Source organism: Kordia algicida OT-1, assembly GCF_000154725.1.
Taxonomy (GTDB): domain Bacteria; phylum Bacteroidota; class Bacteroidia; order Flavobacteriales; family Flavobacteriaceae; genus Kordia; species Kordia algicida.
Map to the genome: position 1 here is coordinate 2,051,324 of NZ_DS544873.1, position 23,416 is coordinate 2,074,739.

Sequence of the window (23,416 nt, forward strand, 5' to 3'; positions counted from 1 at the left end):
AAATACTTTTAAGAAAAAAGACATGAATTCTTACATTTTTACGTAGTTCATCTTTTTTTTTAGCGAATCAAAACAAAATAAACTATCTTTAATACAAACTATTTAAAAGTGCAAATAACCAACGGAAATACACATTCATACATTAAAAAGTATACTTTACAAATAGGTGAAGTAGAAATTTATGAGGAATATATGTTGGCACAACTCAATGAAGGTATTACACTAAATTTGGAAACTGCTAACGAACTTATGAAAATTGCAAAAAAACACTTTCCTAGAGAACCTTTTGCCTACATTACCATTCGCAGAAACTCGTACGCCGTTGATCCGATGATGTATTTAAAAGTATTTGAAATCGAAAATTTAAAAGCAATTGCTATCGTTTCTGACAAATTTATTGACAATCACAATATTAAAATTGAAAAACACTTCTTCAACAAACCCATGAGCATCTTCAAAACGCTTACAGAAGCTATTACTTGGGCGAAATCGAATTTATGATAAATGTTGAATTACTTTTTTTTTCTAAGAAACTCACAACTCAAAACCCACACACAACCAACAACTCACAACCAACAACTCACAACTCACAAAAACCCTACTCAAACAAAACTTCATTCTCAATCGCCATATTCTGTATAAACGACAATGTATCACGAATCGCAATATGCAATTCTCGATCTTCATCCACAAAAGGAACTTCCGCACGATACATTTCCAAATACGTTTCAATAAACTCAGAACTCTTTAAAGGCGCTCTAAAAACCAATGCCTGAGAAGCATTCAATAGTTCAATTGCCAACACACGTTCTACATTATCCACAACCTTAATCGCTTTGGTAGCAGCATTTGCGCCCATACTCACATGATCTTCCTGTCCGTTTGACGACACAATAGAATCAATACTTGCAGGTGTTGCATACTGTTTATTCTGACTTACAATACTTGCAGCAGTATATTGTGGAATCATAAAACCAGAATTTAATCCAGGATTATTCACCAAAAATGCAGGCAAATCACGCAATCCTGAAACCAATTGAAAGGTTCTGCGTTCCGAAATATTTCCAAGTTCCGCCATCGCAATTGCCAAATAATCTAATGCCAATGCCAACGGTTGCCCGTGAAAATTTCCACCAGAAATAATTTCATCCTCAGCGATAAAAATATTAGGATTATCAGTCACAGAATTAATCTCTGTTTCAAACGTTTTTCGAATAAAAGCCAACGTATCTTTTGTAGCTCCATGAACTTGTGGCACACAACGGAAAGAATACGGATCTTGCACATGTTTCTTTTCTTGTGAAATTAACTCGCTTCCTTCTACAAATTCCTGCACGCGTTTGGCTGTTTTCAACTGTCCATTATGCGGACGAATCAAATGAATCAAATCATTAAAAGGCTCAATTCTCCCATCAAAAGCTTCCAAAGAAATTGTTGCGAACAAATCTGCAAAATACGAAAGTTTGTACGCTTTTATAAGTGTATGAACGCCGTAAGCACTCATAAACTGTGTTCCGTTTAGCAATGCCAAACCTTCTTTTGCTTTCAATTGGATAGGTTGCCAATCATACTTTTCTAACACTTCCGATGATGGAACTTCTTTTCCTTTATAATACACACTTCCTTTTCCCAAAAGCGGTAACGACAAATGTGCCAAAGGAGCCAAATCGCCTGATGCGCCGAGCGAACCTTGCTCAAAAACAACAGGCAAAATATCGTGATTATAAAAATCAATCAAACGCTGTACAGTTTTCAACTGAATTCCAGAATGTCCATAACTTAACGATTGCACTTTTAACAACAACATCAATTTTACGATAGCTTGTGGCACACGGTCTCCAGTTCCACATGCATGAGAAGTCACCAAATTCTCTTGTAACTTTGACAAATGTTCATTAGAAATTTTCACATTACACAGCGAACCAAATCCTGTATTAATACCATAAATAGGCGTCTTTTGGTCTTCCAATCGCGTGTCTAAATATGTACGACATGCTACAATTTTGTTGGTTGCTGATTCCGACAAAGCAAGTTTTGCATCAGAATTTAGTAAATCTTGAATGATCTCAATATCGAGGATTTGTGAACTAATTTCGTGTATCATGGTGGTGTAATCAAATTATCTTTCAAAAGTCAAAATTCAATCTGTATTAACCAAATAATTGTTAATAATTTATTGATTAAAAAAAGAATCTGTTACTTTTGAGCAAACAAACTTTGAAAAAATGAAAAAATTACTGCTATTGGTTGCGGCATTTGCAATCTTTTCTTGTGAAAATGAGCCAGAAGTTCCAAAAGATTATGTGACATTTTCGGGAACGATTAAAAACAAAAAAAGTGACTCACTTTACATTCGTAGTAGAACCTATTCAAAAACAATCAAAGTGAATGACGACGGTACTTTTAAAGATACGCTAAAAGTAGAAGCTGGCGTATTTAGCGTCTTTGATGGAAAAGATGGAACAAGTGCCTACTTAAAAAATGATTATGACGTTGTGCTGTCGGCAGATGCAGAAAACTATATGAAATCTGCAAAATTCTCTGGAAAAGGAGCTGAAAACAGTAATTTCTTGGCAGAAAGCAGACGTAAATCTGAAAAAATGCTGGATATTGATAAACTAAGTAGTCTTGCTCCTGACGAACTTAACAATCGACTTGACGAAATCAAAACAGAACTTACCACATACTTTAAATCGCAAAAAAATGTAGATAGTTTATTGATAGCGAATTCATTACAAGACATCAATCCGATGATTAACTATTACAAAGGTTTTATTGGAAAAATAAGTGCTATCAAAAGAAAATTTCCAAAAGGAACACCTTCGCCTACATTTGACTATGAAAATCATAAAGGTGGAAAAACCTCTTTAGCTGATTTAAAAGGAAAATACGTGTATATTGATATTTGGGCAACTTGGTGCGGACCGTGTATTGCACAAATTCCAGCATTAAAAAAAGTAGAAGAAGAATACAAGGATAAAAACATAGTTTTCGTAAGTATTTCAGTAGATCAAAACAGAGATGCTTGGGAAAAAATGGTCACAGAAAAATCACTTGGCGGTATACAATTACACTTTGGTGGCGATCAAACATTTTCAAATGAATATATGATTAGTGGTATTCCAAGATTCATCCTTTTAGATACTGAAGGAAAAGTGGTAAATCCTGATGCGCCAAGACCTTCAAGTCCAAAACTTGTGGAACTATTTGATGAGTTAAAAATATAAAAGATCGTTTTTATATTATTTATGACGATTTACTGTCGAGTAAATCACATTAAAAAATTTAATTATTAATCCATTTAATCTTGAAATTTTACTCCCTATTAAATTCAACATTGAATACCTAAACTTTACTAAAATGAAAAAAATATTATTAGTAGTTGCAGCTTTTGCAATTTTCTCTTGCAAAAATGAACCAGAAATAGATTATGTATTACTCTCAGGAAAAATCGAAAATCCAAAAGGTGAAAAAGTGAGTATTTTTGGAAATGATTTTAAAAAAGAAATTTCTATTAATAGTGATGGAACTTTTTCCGATACGCTCCATATAGAAACTTCTGGATATTATAATCTGGCGCATGGTAGAGAACGCACTTCTCTTTACACTAAACAAGGAGATGAATTAGAAGTTACGCTAGATGCTTCAAAGTTTGATGAGACTATTAAATATAGCGGAAAAGGTTCTGAAAGCAATAATTACCTAGCTTCTAAATTCTTAAACAATGAAAAATTAAATGTTCAAGAAATCTTTACTAAAGAAGAAGCTGATTTTTTAAAGACAATAAATGAGCAAAAAAATAAAGCAGAAGATGCGCTAACAAAAGTGGAAGGATTATCTGATGAATTTATCTCTTTAGAAAAGAAAAATATCAACTATGAGTATTTGGCATACTTAAATCGTTATCCATCCTATCATCCATACTTTGCAAAAAAAGAAAACTTCAAGGTTTCAGAAGGCTTTCTTGCTCCATTAGATAAAGTTGATTATGATAATACAACAGACTTTGGAAACTCCGAGTCCTATCAACAAATAGTTTCTAATCATTATTTAGAAAAATATTACACAGACACTCTAAAAGTAGAAAGTATTAAATTGATTAAGGGTATAAAATCTCAAAATATTAAAAACTCGCTAGCAAGCGAATTAGCATATGACATCTCTCCCTCAAATAAGCACATTGAAACAATTTACAATTTAATTCAAGAAATCGCTGATAAAGATGAAATAAAAGAAAAAGTAACTGAAAAATATAAAAAAGTACAAAATCTTGTAGCAGGAAAAAATTCTCCTGCGTTTGATTATGAAAATCACAAAGGTGGCACTACGAGTTTAGCCGATTTAAAAGGAAAATATGTATATATTGACGTTTGGGCTACTTGGTGTGGACCTTGTATTGGTGAAATTCCATCTTTGAAAAAAGTTGAAAAAAAATATCATAATAAAAATATCGAATTTGTCTCAATATCGATAGATACTCCAAAAGCGTATGATACGTGGAAAAACATGGTTAAAGACAAAGAATTAGGAGGAATTCAACTAATGGCAGACAATGCTTGGAAGTCTAAATTTGTAACTGATTACGCAATTGAAGGAATCCCAAGATTTATTTTAATTGATCCGAATGGTAAAATTGTGAATGCGGATGCGCCAAGACCATCTAGTCCAAAACTTATTGAACTATTTGATGAATTGAAAATATAATTTAATTAACAAGAAATTAACCTTGCTTTAAAGCAATTTTATTGTAGTATTTTTTACATTTAAATAATAAATAATATTATACATGAAAAAACAAAAATTAACTACAAAATCATTATCTTTCAAAAAGAGAAAAATTAGTAATTTAAATCACAATAACATCAACGGAGGTGGTACTTCCGGATTTGACAACTGTAATTCATTTAACACTTGCTATGTTTGTGATTCCAATTCCCTTGGTAATGTTTGTGGAACAGGAACTCATTCTCATATGTGTACTCCTGCTACTTGTGACACAGGAACATGCATGTGCGATGTGGCAACTGCATAGATTAAAAAAAACGCTTTGAATAATTTCAAAGCGTTTTTTTATTATTTCTTCGCTTCCGCAGATGGCTTTTCTGGTTCTTTAAACAAATCTAAATATGCAGCACCAATATGAGCTACAATGTCACTTGCAGTTAATGCTTGATAGCCTAATCCTGACAATGCCAAATCGCCTGCTTTCCCATGAAGATACACGCCAAAAATTGCTGCTTTTATCGGATCGTACTCTTGTGAAACCAATCCTGTGAGCATTCCTGTCAACACATCGCCACTTCCTGCAGTTGCCATTCCAGGGTTTCCTGTGTTATTTATATACAAATGATTGTCGTAAATCGTAATCGTGTGTGCGCCTTTGATAATTAAAATGACATCATACTTTTTAGCGAATGCTTTTGCTTTCTCCAACTTATCAAAATCATCGGTCCACTCGCCTATCAAACGCTCCAATTCCTTCGGATGCGGTGTCAAAATAGAACCTTTTGGCACAGACTTTAACATTGTTTTATTCGTGGCAAAAATATTTAAAGCATCTGCATCCACAATCAAACGATTTTTATTCGTCTTTAAAAATGCTTTCAATGCCTTTACGGTTGCTGCATCAGTTCCCATACCAACGCCCATTCCAATAGCTTTTGGCTCAATATCGTATTGAATCTTTGCAATATGCTTTTCTCTTTCATCACAAATCACCATCGCTTCTGGCAAAGAGGTTTGTAAAATAGCATAACCACACTCAGGAATATACGCCGTAATCAATCCTGTACCTACACGCAAACATGCTGAACTAGCCAAGGTAACTGCGCCCATTTTTCCGTAACTTCCGCCAACAATCAAGCTGTGTCCGTAAGTTCCTTTGTGCGCATATTTTTCTCTCGGAATATACAATGGTAATACTTCAAACTTATCAATCAACTGAACTTCTGTGTCAGTTTTTTGTAAATATTCCTGATCGAGACCGACATCAATAGCTTCCCATTGTTGCATGTAAACACCTGTTTCTGGCAAAAAGAAACTCAACTTCGGCGCTTGTCCTGTCAACGTATAATTACTCTCAATTACGGCTTCCTTATCTTCTGGCGCATGGTTTGGATACAATCCTGATGGAACATCCAACGAAACCGTATATGCTTCCGATGCATTAATATATTTTATTAAATCCTTTACCCAATCAGAAGTTTCACGATTCAAGCCAATTCCAAAAATTGCATCTACAATAATATCTTCTTTTGCCATTTTAGGAAATTCTTCACCAGAACTCAACAATCGTGGCCAAATCTTAAACTCTTTAATTCGATCATAATTAATCAAAAAATCTTTGGTACGCTTATCGCTAAAATTTACCACGTACACATGTACATTATATCCATGATGTAATAGTTGTCTTCCTAAAACCAATCCCAAACCGCCATTATTTCCAATGCCACAATAAATATGAATTGGAACTTGTGCGCCTTGCATACGTGTGTGAAACCAATTAAAAACTTGTGTTCCTGCAAATTCCATTAAATCATTCGACGTGATTTGATTTTTTTCAATCGTAGTATTGATTGCTTCGTAGATTTGAGCTGCTGAATATATCTTCATGTATTCGTTATTTTACTGTAAAGCGTTACACATTTGATGAAATTCTTTACAATTCGCTATACTTTTTTAGCGCATTTTTAAAAAAAAGGGAATTTCACTAATTATCCGTGAAAAATAAACATATAATTTGTTTATGGTCATAAAAGTAATACTTTTGAATAACATCATACGACAAAAAATGCGTTTAGTAGCAAATATTTTTACTTCCACAATTAACGGTACAGTTTCTCAGACAACTGTAACGATTGCTACTACAATTACCCCTTTTGGGGTCTAGCTAATAATAACCGATTGGTGTTTACAAACACATTTTTTTAGTCAAAGAATTTCTTTTTGACACTTTACAAATAACCATACAAAACAATACTTATGAATGTACTCAAATTTGGCGGTACTTCTGTCGCCAATGCGCAAAACATAAGCTTAGTAATTGATATTATTACAAAAGCATCTCAAAATAAAAAACTAGCAATTGTCGTTTCTGCTTTTGGAAATACGACAAACATGTTGCTAAAAACTGCTGAACTTGCAGCAGTAAAAGACGAATATTACCGATCACTCTTACAAGAAATTGAAAACAGACACATGCAAGTTGTCAAAGATTTAATTCCTGTAACCGAACAAAGTGCCGTAATCAGTCACACAAAACGTTTATTAAATTACCTAGAAACTTTATATGAAGGTTGTTTTTTACTTCGCGAATTGACACCGAAAACATTGGCAACCATTGCTAGTTTTGGCGAATTATTATCTTCCTATATCATTTCAGAAGTAATGAAAGTCCGTCAATTGGATAGTAATTATAAAGACAGTCGCGAATTAATTATTACTACTGAAAGCTTTGAAAACGCTCAAGTAGAAATGAAATTGACACAGGAAAACTGCCAAGCTTTCTTTGAAAAAAACGAAAAACAAATCATCATTTTACCTGGTTTTATCGCTGCTACACCAAATGGTGAAACGACAACATTAGGGCGCGGAGGTTCAGACTATACAGCAGCAATCATTGCAAGTGCTGTTGACGCTGATGAATTGCAAATTTGGACAGATGTCAGCGGAATGTACACAGCAAATCCACGCATCGTAAAGCAAGCGACACCAATTCCGCATATCTCATATCAAGAAGCCATGGAATTGTCTCACTTTGGTGCGAAAGTAATTTACCCGCCAACCATTCAACCTGTCTTACACAAAGAAATTCCGATTCTGGTCAAAAATACTTTTTCACCTGAACAAGAAGGAACTCGAATCACGAAAAATCCACAAGGAAAACAACAAGCCGTAAAAGGAATCAGTTATATAGAAAACATTTCATTGCTTACACTAGAAGGAAGCGGAATGATTGGAATTCCAGGATTCTCAAAACGTCTCTTTGAAACTTTACTCGCCGAAAAGATAAACATCATTCTCATCACGCAAGCATCTTCTGAGCATTCTATCTGTATTGGAATCAACGACAAAGAAGCTTCTAGAGCCAAAATGGCACTTGATGAAACATTTGCTTACGAAATTGCCTTAAAAAAAGTAGATCCAATTTTGGTTGAACAACAATTAGCCATTATTGCATTGGTTGGTGAAAACATGAAAAACCATCAAGGATTAAGTGGTAAAATGTTTAGCATGCTAGGAAAAAATAACGTGAACATTCGCGCAATTGCTCAAGGTGCTTCTGAAAAAAATATTTCTGCGGTTATCAACAGTGAAGATGCAAAAAAAGCACTCAATGCGTTGCATGAAGAATTCTTTGAAGAAAAAATAAAACAACTCAACTTGTTTGTAACTGGCGTTGGAAATGTGGGTGAACGCTTCTTGGCACAGCTCAAACAACAACATGAATACTTGCGAGAACAATTAAAACTCAACATTCGCGTCATTGGAATTTCCAACTCTAGAACCATGTTTTTTGATGAAGAAGGCATTGATTTAGACAGTTGGAAAGACAAATTGGCTAAGGGCGACAAAGCGAGTTTAGATGAATTTTATGAAACAATCAAAACACACAACTTACGCAATAGCATTTTTATAGACATTACGGCAAGTCACGATGTTTCAAAAGTGTACGGAGACTATTTACGCAACAATATTTCGGTGGTTACTTGCAACAAAATTGCCTGTGCTTCAGAATATGAAAACTACCAGAATTTAAAACGTATATCGCAAAAATACAATGCGCCATTTTTATTTGAAACGAATGTTGGCGCAGGTTTGCCAATTATTGACACTCTCAAAAATGTCATTGCTTCTGGAGATCGTGTACACAAAATACAAGCTGTTCTTTCTGGAAGTTTAAACTTTGTTTTTAATAATTTCAGCAATCAAAACACCTTCCACGACGTTGTGACACAAGCACAAAAAGAAGGATATACAGAACCCGATCCAAAAATAGATTTAAGTGGCGTTGATGTCGCTCGTAAAATTCTAATCTTAGCGCGCGAAAGTGGATATATACTAGAGTTGGAAGACATAGAAAACAACTCATTTTTACCACAAGAAACTTTAGCTACTGAAAATAATGAAGACTTTTATGCTTCACTCACTAAACATGAAGCACATTTTCAACAAATTTTCAAAGAAGCAAATGACAAAGACTGTCGCTTAAAATATGTCGCTACTTTTGAAGATGGAAAAGCAAAAGTTGGTTTGCAACACATTCCGTCAGATCATCCTTTTTACAACTTGGAAGGAAGCGATAATATTGTATTATTTTTTACAGATCGATATGTAGCGCAACCATTACAAATAAAAGGTGCTGGCGCTGGTGCTGAGGTAACTGCTTCTGGAATTTTTGCTGATGTGATACGAATTGGAAAGTTTTAGGAAATTTTAAATGTAAAAGTATTAGCTATTTGTGGGAAGCTGAATCAAGTTCAGCTTGACGTCAAATTTAAACCATAAAATAAAGTGTTCAATAACGTCAGTTCGAGTGGTTTTTCGTAGAAAAATTGTATTTCAACTGTGCTACAGAACTATCAAGAAGTACTTGAAAATAATAGATATGAATATTGAAACTTTTTCAATTCTCAATATTAACATCTCAACACTATAAACAAAATGAACGAAATCAAAATATTCGCGCCAGCAACTATTGCAAATGTATCTTGCGGATTCGATGTCCTCGGATTGTGCTTAGATACCGTTGGTGACGAAATGGTTATTCGGAAAACAAATAAAAAAGGGATTACAATTTCGAAGCTCGTGGGACAGGATTTGCCATTAGAAACCAAAAAAAATGTAGCTGGTGTTGCAGGTTTGGCAATGCTTGAAAAACTAAATCTAGATCACGGTTTTGAAATTGAAATTTATAAAAAAATCAAAGCTGGAAGCGGCATTGGAAGCAGTGCCGCAAGTTCCGCAGGAACGGTTTGGGCAATAAATGAATTGTTGGGAAAGCCTTTTGCTACGAAAGAATTAGTGCCTTTTGCTATGCAAGGTGAAAAACTCGCAAGTGGAACGGCACACGCAGACAATGTTGCTCCTGCCCTTTTGGGCGGATTCAGTTTGGTGCGAAGTTATGATCCGTTGGATATCATTAAAATTCCTACACCAAGCGAATTGTACGCAACAGTAATTCATCCGCAAATAGAAGTCAAAACCTCTGATTCGCGTTCGGTATTGAAGCAAAATATCACGTTGAAAAAATCCATCATTCAAATTGGAAATCTCGGTGGATTAATTAGCGGATTATACACTTCTGACTACGACCTCATCAGCAGATCATTGCACGACGAAATTGTAGAACCGTTACGCGCCATCTTGATTCCAGGATTTAATGAAGTGAAGCAAAATGCCATCAAATGTGGTGCGTTGGGCGCAGGAATTTCAGGGTCTGGACCATCAATATTTGCACTAAGCAAAGGAAAAGAAATGGCTGAAAAAGTCGCGAAAACAATGTCGGAAACCTATAAAAACTTAAACATTGATTACGACATTCATGTTTCAAAAATTAACGCAAATGGTTGTCGGGCGATTTAGAAATTTTAAATGTAAAAGTATTTTTAGACGTCATTACGAGGAGAAACGACGAAGTAATCTGTTTATAGAATTTTCTAAACGACACTTTGAAATGATAAATGTAAAATATTACAAAACCGAAGTTATTCTCAAATGCAGTCAAACTGACAAATAACGAACAACAAATAACAAACAACTAGCAACTAGCAACTAGCAACTAGCAACAATAAAACAAAAAATGAACTACTACAGTCTACATCATAAAGCTCCAAAAGTATCTTTTAAAGAAGCGGTTATTCGAGGATTAGCTCCCGATAGAGGAATTTATTTTCCCGAAAAAATCACGCCATTATCACTAGAATTTATCAAAAATATTGACACGTATTCGCATGAAGAAATTGCTTTTGAAGTCATTCAACAATTTGTAGGTGACGATATTCCTGCGACTATTTTAAAAAACATTATAGCGGAAACCTTAAGTTTCGATTTTCCTGTTGTCTCTATTGAAGAAAATATTGGAACTTTAGAATTATTTCACGGTCCAACAATGGCATTTAAAGATGTTGGCGCGCGTTTTATGGCACGTTGTTTAGGCTACTTTAATCGTAATGAAGAAAAAAAAGTAACGGTTTTGGTGGCTACTTCTGGAGATACTGGTGGTGCAGTTGCCAACGGATTTCTTGGTGTAAAAGGTGTTGAAGTAGTCATTTTATATCCGAGTGGGAAAGTCAGTGAAATTCAAGAGAAGCAACTAACCACTTTAGGTCAAAATATTACCGCTTTGGAAGTTGATGGTGTTTTTGATGATTGTCAAGAAATGGTAAAAACTGCTTTTTTAGATGACGAAATTGAACGTACATTAACCTCTGCAAATTCAATCAATATTGCACGTTGGCTCCCACAAATGTTCTACTTTTTCTTTGCTTACAAAGCATTACACAAAAAACATAAAAACATTATATTCTCTGTACCTAGTGGAAACTTTGGAAACATTTGCGCAGGCATTATGGCACAAAAACTAGGATTGCCTATTCAGCATTTTATCGCTTCAACAAATGTAAACGATACGGTTTCAAATTACTTAGAAAATGGCGAGTACATTCCTCAAAAATCAAAAGCAACGATTTCAAATGCTATGGATGTGGGAAATCCGAGTAATTTCATCCGTATTCAAGAATTGTATGGAAATGATTTGGAAACAATCAGAAAGCACTTTTCATCCTATAGTTTTACAGATGATGAAACAAAAACTGCCATGAAATCTCTGTACGATCAAACGAAATACATTGCCGATCCGCATGGCGCTGTTGGTTATTTGGGCTTAAAACAGCACGATTTAAAAGATGCATACGGCGTTTTTCTAGAAACTGCACATCCTGTCAAATTTTTACCTACGGTAGAATCGACTTTAAATCTAAAATTAGAGATTCCTCAACAAATTCAAGAAATCATGCACAAAGAGAAAAAAGCAAATTTTATTTCTGACTATGAAAGTCTAAAAAACTTCTTGAAAAAATAACTCAAAATCTCCCAAATTTGTGAAAATTCTAAAAAGTCGCTTTAATTTGAGAATCAACTAAAGATTCCCCATTTTTTTATCCCTATTTTTCATAAATTCGCAATCAATTTAAGAAAAACAACACATGAAGGATACAGCTCTATCAAAAATTCACGAAGCATTAGGCGCTAAAATGGTTCCTTTTGCAGGATATAACATGCCTGTACAATACGAAGGCGTTAATATTGAACACGAAACCGTGCGCAATGGCGTTGGTGTTTTTGACGTAAGTCACATGGGAGAATTTGTAATTTCTGGACCAAATGCTTTGGCGTTGATTCAAAAAGTTACCACAAATGATGCTTCAAAATTGAAAGATGGAAAAGCGCAATATAGTTGTATGCCTAACAATGACGGCGGAATTGTAGATGATTTGATTATTTACAGAGTGAATGAGGAAAAATATATTTTGGTCGTGAATGCTTCTAATATTGAAAAAGACTGGAACTGGATTTCGAGTCATAATGATGTTGGTGCTGAAATGCGTGATGTGTCTGATGAATATTCTTTATTGGCGATCCAAGGACCAAAAGCTGTTGAGGCAATGCAATCTTTGACTGAAGTCGATTTGACAAATATTAAATACTACACGTTCCAAATTGCCAAGTTTGCAGGTGTTGAAAATGTAATTGTGTCTGCAACAGGTTATACAGGTTCTGGCGGATTTGAAATTTATTGTAAAAACGAAGATGTTGCCGAAGTTTGGGAAAAGGTTTTTGAAGCTGGAGAAAGTTTTGGAATCAAACCAATTGGCTTGGCGGCTAGAGATACACTCCGTTTGGAAATGGGTTATTGCCTGTATGGAAATGACATTGATGAAACAACTTCTCCGATTGAAGCTGGCTTAGGTTGGATTACAAAATTTACAAAAGATTTCGTGAATCGTGAACAAATTGAAGATCAAAAACGATTGGGAACTACACGAAAATTAGTGGCATTTGAAATGCAAGATCGCGGAATTCCAAGACAAGGATATGATATTGTTGATGGTAATGGTAACAAACTAGGAATGGTTACTTCTGGAACTATGTCACCATCAATGCGTATTGGAATTGGCTTAGGATACGTGCCTACCGTTTTTGCTGATTATGGAAGCAACATTTACATTCAAATACGTAAAAACAGAGTTCCCGCAAAAGTGGTAAAACTTCCTTTTTATAAAAAATAGATCAAATACTTTTGAATAGAATTTTAATTTTAGGAGCAAGCGGATATATCGGTCAAGCGATTTATAAAGAGCTTTGCTCCTATTTTGATGTGTACGGAACTTTTTACAGCAACAAATCATTCGCGAAGAATAAACACTTTTTTCGTTACGATTTGGATTATGATGGTATTGACGAAATTGTGTTGCAAGTACAACCAACCATCATTATTTCAGCATTGCGTGGCGATTTTGCTGCACAAATAGAAGCACATGTTTTTTTAACGGAATATGTAAAAACCAAACCGTGTAAGCTATTTTTCTTATCATCAGCCAATGTCTTTGATGCGTACAGCAGTTATCCTTCTTATGAATTTGACAAAACACTTTCCGAAAGTATCTATGGCAAGCTGAAAATTCGTATTGAAAATATGTTAATGCGTTTGCCGCAGAAAAAATATGCGATCATCCGATTGCCAATGGTTTTTGGGAACAATTCACCGCGAATTCTAGAAATAAAACAATGCTTGCGCGAAAAAGTTCCTATTGAAGTTTTTCCAAACTTGGTAATGAATACGATTTCTGATAAAAAACTCACACAACAAATCCATTACATGATAAATCGTCGTAAAAATGGAATCTTTCATTTGGGTGCAGAAGATTTGATACATCATGATGAATTTTTTACAGAAATATTAAAAAGTATGCATATAGAAAAACCATTATTCAAAAATGTATACACGTCAAACTTTGATCGTTTTTTAGCAGTTTTACCAAAAGATAACAAACTCCCTAAGCATTTAGCTACGAGCAATCAGGAAACTTTAGCATACATTTCTGGGAAAATCAAAGAATAAACGATTATTAAGCATCGCTTTTTAGACATATTCCTATGTAAAAAATCAAAAGATTTGTTAAATTCGTAACTTTATGTACTACAAATCTTTATTCGCATACATGCATCAAATTTTACGTTTTATACTTCTTTGTGTTGTCGCTTCGACTTATGCACAAACCGACACGTCTTTTTGCCAAAAATCTAGTTTGGTTTTAAACATGTTGGAAAATAATCATTACAAACCAAAAACAATTGACGACAATTTTTCAACTTATGTTTTTAATAAACTTTTTGAACGTTTGGATGATAAACATATGCTATATTCGGAAGCAGATATAGAAGCATTAGAGGATTTAAAAACAAAGTTTGATGATTATTTAATGAATGAAGAATGTGATTTTATTAAAACACTAACCGCTTCCTACAAATCGCAATTAGAATTTGCACAGCAATCTATTGAAAATCTAGAAAAAAGCAAGCTAGATTTCTCGGGAAAAGACTCTGTTTCCTACGGAACTTTAGAAGATAAAGCCGAGTTTTCCAACACACGTAAAACCTTGCAAAAACGTTGGTCAAAGAAAATCCGAATTGATATTATTCGTGAATATTTATCCCTATCAAAACCTTCCAACTTTTCAAAAGTAAAAACACAAATAAAATCGAAAGTTATCGCAGAAAACAAATGCTTTATTTTAGACAAGCTTCAAGCGGTAAGCGGATTAGAATCGTTTGTTGAAACTACGTTTTTGGATGTTGTTTGTTCATATTTTGATCCGCATAGTAGTTATTTTGATCCAACAGACAATACCACTTTTATGAATTCCATCGGTACGGAAACGAACTCCATTGGTGTCTGGTTTTCAAAAAATAGCGATGGTAAAATTGTCGTTTCAGGCTTGCAAACAGGCAGTACGGCATGGAAAGAAAAAGAAATCAATGCAGGCGATTTGGTACTTTCGCTGGAAGCCAACAAAAATAAATTAAGCACAACATGTCTTTCACTTGAAAGCTTGTATGATTTTATCTTTGATGAAGCCAATAAAATCTTCAATATAAATATTCTGACCGAAAAAAATATCAATAAAACGGTAACATTAAAAAAGGAAAATTTAAAAATTGAAGTCAATGCGGTAAACAGTTTTATTCTAAAAGGTGAACAAAATATAGGGTATATTTCGTTGCCAAGTTTCTATACAAATTTAGATTATGGCTACGGAAGTGCTAACGACATCGCAAAAGAATTATTCAAACTAAATGCCGTAAATATCGATGGTTTAATTTTAGACTTACGTGGAAATGGTGGCGGTTCTATGAAACAGGCAATCGATTTGGCAGGAATGTTTATTGACAAAGGTCCGTTGGGAATTTACCGCAATCATGAAAATAAAAAAACAATCATAAAAGACTTAAATCGTGGAACATTATTTACCAAACCTTTAGTTATTTTGATTAATAACGAAAGTGCTTCTGCTTCAGAATTTATTACCGCAGCATTGCGCGACCATAACAGAGCAATCGTCGTTGGAAGTAAAACCTACGGAAAAGGAACCATACAACAAGTCGTTCCACTACGACGAGATGCCGGATATATTAAAATCACGATTGAAAAAATGTATGGTTTTAAAGGCGATACACATCAAGGAATCGGAATTCAACCAGATATTGAGTTTCCAAGCCTATTTGTCGGTTTGGAAAGTGGCGAAAGCGCGAATGAAAATTTCATCAAAAATGACACCATAGTAAAAGATATCTATTTTAAAATTCCAACAGCTAAAAACTACGAAAATTTACGTGCCAAAAGTTTGGCGAGAATTAAAAAAAGTAAAGCTTCCAAAACTATTGAAAAGATAAATTCTGATTTGTTAAATTACCTCAATAAAGAACGTAAACTGGCAATTTCTGTTAAAGGCATTAAAGAAGACAGTGATAAGTTTGATGCTATTTTTGAAAAATCAGATGATTTGGAAATGAAACATGAAACTTTTGAAGTTGTCAATTTGGAAGATTTTAAAGAAATTTTAGCTTATAACAAAGACAAAGCAAAACTAAATTCATACGCAATAGAAAGTATTCAAACCGATCATGAAATTGAAGAAACCTATCGTATTATCTCTGATTATATCAAACAATTATCCAACTAATATATGCAAACAAACTACTTTAAAACACTTTTCATAATCTTCTGTGTTTTTGCGTTTCAAACCACAACTGCACAAAATTTTAAAAACCCAAATGCGTATCTTACTTTTATAGGGAAAGAAAACAAAAAGATTTCCAAAAGCATGTGGAAGTATACCAAATCGGTTGCACACAGCAAAAGTCCACGAAAAATAGAAGGTGATCGTAAACGTTTGCTGAAATCGATAGAACGTGCGATTATCAAAATTAAAAAAGCAAAACCATTTGAAGGTGAAGGTGCATACAAAAAACAAGTGTTAGAGTTTATGAACTTGCGCAACAGTCTTTTAAGAAACGATTATGCAAAAATTGTTGATATGAAAGAAGTTGCCGAGCAGTCGTATGATTTTATGGAAGCATACATCTTAGCCAAAAAAAAGGTAGACGAACGCATGCAAGAAGCACAAGAAACCTACACAAAAGCGCTAGAAGATTATGCGGCAAGAAACAATATTAGATTGACTAATGAAGAAAGTGATTTAGGGAGAAAAATGAAAATCTCTAACAAAGTTTTTGCTCATAGAAATGCTGTGTATCTGTTATTTTTTAAAAGTAACATTCAAGAAAGTTTACTTATGCGTGCCTTGTCATCTGGTGATGTTAGCGCAATGCAGCAAAACCTAAACGCATTGCAAACTTTTGCTCAAGAAGGTTTAAAAGATGTTGATACTATTCAAACTTATAAAGATGATTTGTCGCTCGTAAAAACAACAAAAGAAACGTTAGAATTTTACTTAGAAGAAACACAAAAAGAACTTCCGAAGTTGATAGAATTCTTCTTGTTCAATGAAAAATTTACGGCGATAAAAAATGCGATCGATAAAAAAAATCCTAAAGATCGTACCAAAAAAGAAATCGAACAATACAATAGTATGGTAAAAGATTTTAACAAAGCGGTAACGGACTTCAATAAACGAAATGAAGAATTAAACCAAAAACGAACTAAAATTATAAATCAATGGAATACCGCTTCGGCAAAATTTTTAAGCCGACATATTCCAAAAGAATAATACAACATATATATTTGTAAAAATAAAAAGAATTAGTACATGGGAAGAGCATTTGAATTTAGAAAGGCACGAAAAATGAAACGTTGGTCAGCAATGGCAAAAACCTTTACGCGTATTGGTAAAGATATTGTGATGGCTGTAAAAGAAGGCGGACCAAATCCTGACACAAATTCGAGATTACGTGCGGTAATTCAGAATGCAAAAGCTGCCAACATGCCGAAAGACAATGTAGAGCGTGCGATAAAAAAAGCATCTGATAAAAATACTGAAAACTATAAAGAAGTACTTTTTGAAGGTTACGGACCACACGGAATTGCTATTTTGGTGGAAACTGCAACGGACAATAACAACAGAACGGTTGCCAATGTGCGCAGCTATTTTAACAAATGTGATGGAAGTTTGGGAACGCAAGGTTCTGTAGAGTTTATGTTTGACCATACATGCAATTTCAGAATTCCCGCAGAAGGTCAAGATGCAGAAGAATTAGAATTAGAATTTATCGATTTTGGTGTAGAAGAAGTCTTTGCTGATGATGATGGAATATTACTCTACGGACCATTTGAAAGCTTTGGAGCCATTCAAAAAGAATTGGAAAATCGGGAAATTGAAATCTTATCTTCAGGTTTTGAACGCATACCACAAGTTACAAAACCTCTAAACGAAGAAGAAACCGCAGACATTGAAAAATTATTAGAAAAGCTTGAAGAAGATGACGACGTGCAAAATGTGTATCACACTATGGCTGAATAATACAAATTCAACATATATAAAAAACCACGCTTTTGGCGTGGTTTTTTGGTTATAAATATTTTTGGTTTATAATGCATTAACCTCTAATATTAAAACTCAAATACAATAGTACATCTACGGATTCACCGTAAACAACTGAAAACTTGAATAGCTACATTTACCTTAGAATCAAAAAAACAGTCATACCTTCATTAAAAAAATCTAACCTGCAAGAAATGATAGAGTTAACTTAAAAACTCCTAAAAATTGCACTTCTCAATCAGATTGCACCATTGACCAAATTTGTCAAAACGGAACTTGTTTTGATTGCTATGATCCGTTTTCAGGATCGTGGTATTGTTAAACACAAAAAAATCAAAACAATTACCAATTTATTTTTTCAAACAAAAATATACGGTTTAACCTTACAAAATGTATCAGTTTTTTTGCATGTAAAAACCATCAACTAAACTACTTTTACAAAGCAATACAGTTAGTTGATTTAAATTTTAATAAGAACTTAAAATTTGAGTGTTAGTGCATAAATAAATACTAGAAGAGAAATCGTCAAAAATTTGTATCATTTTTTCATATGTGAATTATTAAGTTAATACTAAGTTTTCTTCAAATTTAATATAGACATTTCTCTTCTTTTTTATGCCAATTATAATCACATAGATTCTTTCAACTAACAACTTTTAATGCGCGCTTTGCGCTTTTAAAAGTTGAGTTTCATTTAAAAAGCAGGCCGTAAGCCGAATCCTGTCGAGCCTTATCATTTATCTAAAATTACCGTTACCAGCAACTTTTATCTGCCTACCCTTGAGCATCGAACGTGCCGCTCTCAAACGCTCATTTACATGGCATTGCACCTCGTAGAGTTTACCTGATTTCACTACAGCATTACCTGTACATTCTTTCTGTTGCACTTGTCCTCGCCTCACGACGGACGGATGTTATCCGCTACAATTGCACTATGGTGTTCGGACTTTCCTCCTTGCCCCAAACTTGATTGGGCACACGGCGATAAGGTAGCCTGCTTGCCCACAAAAGTAATGTTTTGTTTGAAATTAAGACTTACACCTAACAAAATATCTTTTACATACTATTTGATTAAAAACTGTTGATAAAAAGAAACAACTATCTCTATATTTGCTGTGTTTGATTAGATATGTATTGCTATATTTGTCTCCAGAAGATTACCCGAATTCTATGGAACATTTCATTGTATCAGCTCGTAAGTACAGACCGCAAACCTTTAAGGACGTTGTAGGTCAGCAAGCGATTACCAATACATTGGAAAATGCTATAGAACGTAGTCATTTGGCACAAGCACTCTTATTTTGTGGACCGCGAGGTGTTGGAAAAACAACTTGCGCACGAATATTAGCCAAAAAAATCAATCAAGATGGAACGGAAAATCCAGATGAAGATTTTGCATTTAATATTTTTGAATTGGATGCCGCTTCTAACAATTCGGTAGATGATATTCGAAGTTTAATAGAACAGGTTCGTATTCCGCCACAAGTTGGTAAATACAAAGTGTATATTATTGATGAGGTTCACATGTTATCTCAGGCAGCTTTTAATGCATTTCTTAAAACCTTAGAAGAACCGCCAAAACATGCCATTTTTATTCTGGCAACGACCGAAAAGCACAAAATTATTCCAACGATTTTATCCAGATGTCAAATTTTTGATTTTAAACGAATTGGCGTTAAAGATGCAAAGGAATATTTAAAATATATCGCCGAAAGTCAAGGTGTAGAAGCTGATGATGATGCATTGCATATTATTGCTCAAAAAGCAGATGGCGCCATGCGTGATGCACTTTCTATTTTTGACAGAGTTGTTAGTTTTTCTGGAAAACAATTGACACGACAAGCTGTTACGGAAAATTTGAATGTGCTTGATTATGAAATTTACTTTACAGCAACCGAATTAATGTTAGAAAATAACATTCCACAGTTGCTGGTAAATTTCAACGAAACCTTATCAAAAGGATTTGACGGACATCATTTTATCGCAGGAATTGCTTCTCATTTTAGAGATTTATTAGTCTGTAAAAACCAAGCTACGATTGAACTCTTAGAAGTTGGCGATCAAACGAAACAGAAGTATTTAGAACAATCGCAAAAAACATCTCAGCAGTTTCTGATGAAAGGAATTGAATTGGCGAATGACTGCGATTTAAAGTATAAAACGAGCAGAAATCAACGACTCTTGGTCGAATTGTGTTTAATGCAACTTGCCTCTATCAATTACGATGGAGAAAAAAAAAATAGCGATCGGTTCATAATTCCGGCAACTTTTTTCTTAGCGCATGGCAAAAAAATGAATCCTGTTGCCAAAGTGAATGAAGCGAATGCTTCTATAGAAAATCAATCTACACAGGAAATACCTTCCAATTCGGCATCAACCGAAGCAGAGAAGTCATCTACGGAAGTGAAAACTTCAACATCAACGATAAAAACACCTGCGCCAAAACCGAAAATTGATATTTCCATGATGCGAAATAAGGTTTCTGGTTTGTCATTATCAAGCATTAAAGCCAAGCAAGAACATCTGAAGAAACAGCAAAGTAAAGTTGTCGATCAGAAGGAGTTGCCAAAAGATGCTTTTACGGAAGAACGCATGGTAGAAGTTTGGAATGCGTATGTAGATAAGATTGATAAAAAAGGGGAGAAAATCATGTCTTCGCTTCTATCTACAGATATTCCTAAGTTAAAAGATGCCACAACAATTACAATTGAATTGCCAAACGAAACCATGAAGATTGAGATTGAACGTGCGCAATATCCGTTGTTGGAATTTGTACGTAGAGAATTGAATAACTATGATGTTTCGCTTGAGATTGATGTTAACGAACAAACCGTAAAAAAATACGCTTTTACGACACGTGATAAATATGAGAAATTGAAGGAAATTAATCCTTTGGTAGAACGACTTCGTAAAGATTTTGATTTAGAAATTTAATTCCTTGAAAATGATGTTAGGTTTAAAATTACCAACAGATCCACGTTGGGTAAATATTGCAGAAAAGAATATTGAAGAAATTTTGACAGATCATGCTTTTTGTGAACAGAAAGCTGCAAGCACCGCCATTTCACTGATTGTGAGCTTTCCTGAATATCCTGAATTGGTAGAAGCCATGATTGCTTTGGTAAAAGAAGAAATGAGTCATTTTAAAATGGTGCATGATCGAATTTTAGCTAGAGGTTGGAAACTTGGACGCGATAGTAAGGATGAATATGTAGCGAAATTGTTGCAATTTTTCCCAAAAGGCGGAAGCAGGACAACGCAACTTGTACACCGATTGTTATGTGCTGCTTTGATTGAAGCGAGAAGTTGCGAGCGCTTTAAGTTGTTATCTGAAAATATCAGCGATCAAGAATTGGCAACTTTTTATAAGAATTTAATGGTGAGTGAAGCCAATCATTATACCATGTTTTTAGGATTTGCAAGACAGTTTGGAGATCGTGCGGAAGTAGATAAAAAATGGCAGTCTTTGCTTGATTTTGAAGCAGAAGTGATGAAAGATTTAGGCACTAAAGAAACCATGCACGGATAGTTTTGTGACATCGTGTTTCAAAAGAAAAAGATTTCTTGATACAAATTTGTAAAGCAAATTCACTCAAAATGCTGCTTTATAAATAGTTTGCTTCAAAGTGGATTTCTGTCTTCGCAGGAATGACAGATGTATAATTAAGAACAAGCAAATCGTTCCAAAAGCGCTTGCACTGAGCTTGCCGAAGTGAAGCGATTTAAACTACAGTCTATATGTAATTCCCAATTGAATTACTGCATTTTTTCCTTCAAAGTTTGGCGCTCGGTCTTCATCAAACATGTCTATCAAACCTAAGCTGTAACGTGCTTCGGCAGCAAGATTTTCAACGATTTCTATTCCAATTCCACCATTGACAGCAAAGTCAAAGTTTTTGAAATTGTCTTCAAATTCGTGAATTTTCACGCCAACTTGTGGTCCAACTTGAATGTTTAGAAACTCTGTAAGTTCATACTTTAACATTAAGGGAACTTGTAAATAATCGGCGCGCAATGCTTCTTCTTTTGCTCCTTGTGCAGAATATAGTAATTCTGGTTGAAAACGTAATTTTCCTGCTACATGCATGTCAACAAAAAATCCGAAAACAGCTCCAATTCGAGCATCGTTTAAACCATCTTGAATGTCGTCTAAGTTAGATCCTGAGTAGTTTGACAGGTTAATTCCAGCTTTAAATCCGTAACGAGTTTCCGTATCTGTATTTACATAATCATTTGTATCTATAGATGCATCGCTCTCCGTAATAGGTTGTTGAGAAAAAGCAACAAATGAACACATTAAGAATGCGAGAAGTAGTAATTTTTTCATTTGGGTTTCATTTAAGGTTTTTACAGATTTTTGTTTTTCAATGGTAAATCTGTGTTTTCTTCATTATTTCTTAAAAGTAGCTATAGTGTTTTCAAAAACTTAAAATATTCGATGCGGATTTGTCTTTTTTCGATGTTTCGAAGAATAATGTCTTTATAATGCCATCTGAGAGTCCAATTTTGGGTACAAATATCTTACGCGCGCCACTCCATTTACATGCAGAAAGGTAAATTCTGGTTGCCGGAATGATGACATCTGCTCTATCTGGATTTAATCCTAATTCAGAAATTCGCTCCTCATAGCTTAAACTTTGCAAGAATTGATATTGCGCATTTAGATAAATGTATGATAATGGTTCGCCAATTGTCGTTCCAGACATTTTGTATAGTTTGTTGATGTTTCCGCCCGAACCAATAAGCGATAAACGTTTTAAATCTTTGGTATTACGCTTGATCCACTTTTCAAAGGCTTTCCAATCGTCATCCGTAATCATTTCATTTAATAAACGAACTGTTCCAAGTTTGAAAGAACGTGATGTTTTTATTTTTCCATTAGAGAAAATCGTCAATTCTGTACTTCCACCGCCAACATCAACATAGAGATAGTCTTTTTCTTTGGCGATGACATTGTGTAAATCGGTAGAAGCAATGATTTGCGCTTCGCGTTTTCCATCGATAATATCAATTTTAATGTCTGCCTTTTTTTTGATTCTTTCTACAACAGCCTCACCATTTTTTGCATCACGCATTGCAGAAGTTGCACAAGCCATATACATTTCTACACCATGCACATCCATCAGTAAACGGTAAGATTTCATCGCATTAGTCATACGATCGATGTTTATTTTAGAAATTTCTCCATTGGTAAATACGTCTTGTCCCAAACGAATAGGCACACGTACTAAGGAACTTTTTTTAAATTTTGGTTCTTTACCTTCTTGTTCAATAACATTTGCAACTAATAATCGTATAGCATTCGATCCAATATCAATGGCAGCAAATTTTCTAATTCTCAAAATGGATTTCTT

At 34.3% G+C, this 23,416-nt stretch carries 17 protein-coding genes and 1 other RNA gene; 13 read left to right on the plus strand and 5 right to left on the minus strand.

Annotated features, from left to right (window positions below; translation table 11 throughout):
* Nucleotides 1-108 precede the first annotated feature (108 nt).
* Nucleotides 109-501 carry an STAS/SEC14 domain-containing protein gene (locus tag KAOT1_RS08760; protein WP_007094417.1) on the plus strand — a complete coding sequence of 131 codons (393 nt, stop codon included), beginning with the start codon at nucleotides 109-111 and terminating at the stop codon, nucleotides 499-501.
* Nucleotides 502-598: 97 nt separating this feature from the next.
* Here KAOT1_RS08760 and hutH read toward each other — a convergent pair whose 3' ends face one another.
* Nucleotides 599-2,104 (minus strand): histidine ammonia-lyase, encoded by a 1,506-nt coding sequence (gene hutH / locus KAOT1_RS08765; protein ID WP_007094418.1) that lies wholly within the window; start codon nucleotides 2,102-2,104, stop codon nucleotides 599-601.
* A gap of 121 nt (nucleotides 2,105-2,225) precedes the next feature.
* Here hutH and KAOT1_RS08770 point away from each other — a divergent pair, with 121 nt between their 5' ends.
* Nucleotides 2,226-3,227 carry a TlpA family protein disulfide reductase gene (locus KAOT1_RS08770; RefSeq protein WP_007094419.1) on the plus strand — a complete coding sequence of 334 codons (1,002 nt, stop codon included), beginning with the start codon at nucleotides 2,226-2,228 and terminating at the stop codon, nucleotides 3,225-3,227.
* Nucleotides 3,228-3,360: 133 nt separating this feature from the next.
* Nucleotides 3,361-4,704 (plus strand): TlpA family protein disulfide reductase, encoded by a 1,344-nt coding sequence (locus KAOT1_RS08775; RefSeq protein WP_007094420.1) that lies wholly within the window; start codon nucleotides 3,361-3,363, stop codon nucleotides 4,702-4,704.
* A 369-nt stretch (nucleotides 4,705-5,073) separates the two neighbouring features.
* Here the strand turns inward: KAOT1_RS08775 and KAOT1_RS08785 are convergent, their stop codons facing one another.
* The gene (locus KAOT1_RS08785) at nucleotides 5,074-6,612 is read right to left on the minus strand and encodes an NAD(P)H-hydrate dehydratase (protein WP_007094422.1); all 1,539 of its coding nucleotides are present in this window, start codon (nucleotides 6,610-6,612) and stop codon (nucleotides 5,074-5,076) included.
* A gap of 369 nt (nucleotides 6,613-6,981) precedes the next feature.
* Here KAOT1_RS08785 and thrA point away from each other — a divergent pair, with 369 nt between their 5' ends.
* From thrA to KAOT1_RS08825, 8 genes are all read left to right on the plus strand, one after another.
* Nucleotides 6,982-9,429 carry a bifunctional aspartate kinase/homoserine dehydrogenase I gene (gene thrA, locus KAOT1_RS08790; protein ID WP_007094423.1) on the plus strand — a complete coding sequence of 816 codons (2,448 nt, stop codon included), beginning with the start codon at nucleotides 6,982-6,984 and terminating at the stop codon, nucleotides 9,427-9,429.
* A gap of 234 nt (nucleotides 9,430-9,663) precedes the next feature.
* The gene (locus tag KAOT1_RS08795) at nucleotides 9,664-10,584 is read left to right on the plus strand and encodes a homoserine kinase (protein ID WP_007094424.1); all 921 of its coding nucleotides are present in this window, start codon (nucleotides 9,664-9,666) and stop codon (nucleotides 10,582-10,584) included.
* Nucleotides 10,585-10,801: 217 nt separating this feature from the next.
* Nucleotides 10,802-12,082 (plus strand): threonine synthase, encoded by a 1,281-nt coding sequence (gene thrC, locus KAOT1_RS08800; protein ID WP_007094425.1) that lies wholly within the window; start codon nucleotides 10,802-10,804, stop codon nucleotides 12,080-12,082.
* Nucleotides 12,083-12,206: 124 nt separating this feature from the next.
* Nucleotides 12,207-13,289 (plus strand): glycine cleavage system aminomethyltransferase GcvT, encoded by a 1,083-nt coding sequence (gcvT, locus tag KAOT1_RS08805; RefSeq protein ID WP_007094426.1) that lies wholly within the window; start codon nucleotides 12,207-12,209, stop codon nucleotides 13,287-13,289.
* Between the two features lie 11 nt (nucleotides 13,290-13,300).
* A complete protein-coding gene (locus tag KAOT1_RS08810; protein WP_007094427.1) occupies nucleotides 13,301-14,122 on the plus strand; it encodes a sugar nucleotide-binding protein in 822 nt (273 codons plus the stop codon).
* Nucleotides 14,123-14,222: 100 nt separating this feature from the next.
* Nucleotides 14,223-16,244: a S41 family peptidase gene (locus tag KAOT1_RS08815; RefSeq protein WP_162014340.1), complete on the plus strand. Its 2,022-nt coding sequence runs from the start codon at nucleotides 14,223-14,225 to the stop codon at nucleotides 16,242-16,244.
* A 3-nt stretch (nucleotides 16,245-16,247) separates the two neighbouring features.
* Complete coding sequence (locus KAOT1_RS08820) at nucleotides 16,248-17,291, plus strand: LIC11966 family surface protein (protein WP_007094429.1); 1,044 nt, start codon at nucleotides 16,248-16,250, stop codon at nucleotides 17,289-17,291.
* 39 nt (nucleotides 17,292-17,330) lie between these two features.
* A complete protein-coding gene (locus KAOT1_RS08825; RefSeq protein ID WP_007094430.1) occupies nucleotides 17,331-18,041 on the plus strand; it encodes a YebC/PmpR family DNA-binding transcriptional regulator in 711 nt (236 codons plus the stop codon).
* A 715-nt stretch (nucleotides 18,042-18,756) separates the two neighbouring features.
* On the opposite strand, the gene rnpB is transcribed toward KAOT1_RS08825, so the two are convergent.
* Nucleotides 18,757-19,063, minus strand: an RNA gene (gene rnpB, locus KAOT1_RS22225) — RNase P RNA component class A.
* Between the two features lie 169 nt (nucleotides 19,064-19,232).
* On the opposite strand from rnpB, the gene KAOT1_RS08830 reads away from it, so the two are divergent.
* On the plus strand, nucleotides 19,233-20,996 hold the full coding sequence (locus KAOT1_RS08830) for a DNA polymerase III subunit gamma/tau (protein ID WP_007094432.1): 1,764 nt from the start codon (nucleotides 19,233-19,235) through the stop codon (nucleotides 20,994-20,996).
* Nucleotides 20,997-21,009: 13 nt separating this feature from the next.
* Nucleotides 21,010-21,591: a tRNA-(ms[2]io[6]A)-hydroxylase gene (miaE, locus tag KAOT1_RS08835; protein WP_007094433.1), complete on the plus strand. Its 582-nt coding sequence runs from the start codon at nucleotides 21,010-21,012 to the stop codon at nucleotides 21,589-21,591.
* Nucleotides 21,592-21,789: 198 nt separating this feature from the next.
* Here the strand turns inward: miaE and KAOT1_RS08840 are convergent, their stop codons facing one another.
* Both KAOT1_RS08840 and KAOT1_RS08845 read right to left on the minus strand, forming a co-directional pair.
* Complete coding sequence (locus tag KAOT1_RS08840) at nucleotides 21,790-22,389, minus strand: porin family protein (protein ID WP_007094434.1); 600 nt, start codon at nucleotides 22,387-22,389, stop codon at nucleotides 21,790-21,792.
* Nucleotides 22,390-22,480: 91 nt separating this feature from the next.
* Nucleotides 22,481-23,407, minus strand: a complete 927-nt coding sequence (locus KAOT1_RS08845) for a Ppx/GppA phosphatase family protein (protein WP_040559433.1) — start codon at nucleotides 23,405-23,407, stop codon at nucleotides 22,481-22,483.
* Nucleotides 23,408-23,416 lie beyond the last annotated feature (9 nt).